The 1,013-nt window shown below is 68.2% G+C and carries 2 protein-coding genes; one reads left to right on the top strand and one right to left on the bottom strand.

The annotated features are described in order from the left end of the window. Nucleotides 1–629, bottom strand: a 629-nt coding sequence (locus ACXJKR_RS33405; protein WP_457326517.1) for a tetratricopeptide repeat protein, incomplete at its 3' end; no start/stop codon positions are given. Between the two features lie 132 nt (nucleotides 630–761). On the opposite strand from ACXJKR_RS33405, the gene ACXJKR_RS33400 reads away from it, so the two are divergent. Further along, the coding region (locus ACXJKR_RS33400; protein WP_457326516.1) for a polyhydroxyalkanoic acid system family protein at nucleotides 762–1,013 on the top strand (252 nt) is incomplete at its 3' end.

Genomic DNA, 1,013 nt, shown 5'->3' with positions numbered 1-1,013 from the left:
GCGCTCAGCATGGCTTTGCGTGCCGGAGTCTGCGCGAGCTCGTGAATCAGCATGATCTCGTGCTGGCGCTCCTCGATGGCGCGCGCAAGTTCGCCGCCGTGCTCCATGCGACGCGCGAGTTCGCGCACCGCCTCCAGCTCGCGCTCGCGGATGCGCAGGCCTGGGGCCTTCAGCCGGCTGCCCATGGCGCGGGCGCGCATGTAGAGGGCCTTGGCGGCCAGCCGGTCGGGCTGGCAGCCCCATCCTGACTCCAGGCAGGCGGCCAGGTTGAAGGTGGCATCGGCATGGCCTTGGGATGCGGCGACGGTGTAAAGCGCCACGCCGCGCGGTGCATCGGGGTCGCCACCCCAGCCGGCGACGAGGATGCGGCCTAGATGGAATTTGGCAGTCAGGCTGCCCTCGCTGGAGGCGCGCTCCAGGCGCTCACGGGCCTGCACCGGGTCCCGCGGCAAGCCCAGGCCCTCAAGCTGGCAGAGCGCGAACATGGCCAGTCCCTCGGCGTCGCCCGCGTCGGCGGCGACGCGGAACCAGTAGACAGCCTGTTCATGGTCGGGCTCGGGCGCACGGAAATGCGTCAGCCCCTCCATGAGCGGGTCGAGGCAGAGCGGGTCGGGGTCGACAAGGCGCATGGATCCTCCCTGGGCTTCGGCTGGCTTTGCGCCAGGCTTTTCTGCGCCTAAGTATGGAGGCAAATGCGCCCACGGCAGTGGCACCGCCCTTCTCGCTTAGAGTGGGGTGCACGAGACAACGGAGAGCCGCTGATGGCCGAGATCCGCATTCACCGAGACCACGACCTGGGCCTGAAGAAGGCCCGCGAGATTGCCTGGAAATGGGCCGAGCAGGTCGAAGAGAAGTTCGACATGGAATGCACGGTGCATGAGGGTGACGACGGCGACACCGTGGAGTTCACGCGCTCCGGCGTCAAGGGCGAGCTGACCGTGGCGGCCGACCACTTCGACCTGGTGGCCCAGCTTGGCTTCCTGCTCGGCGCCTTCAAGAAGACGATCGAGGGC

It is taken from the genome of Roseateles sp. P5_E11, from assembly GCF_054049355.1.
The sequence above is the reverse complement of the archived record's forward strand: the minus strand, read 5'-3'. Positions and strand labels throughout refer to the sequence as shown.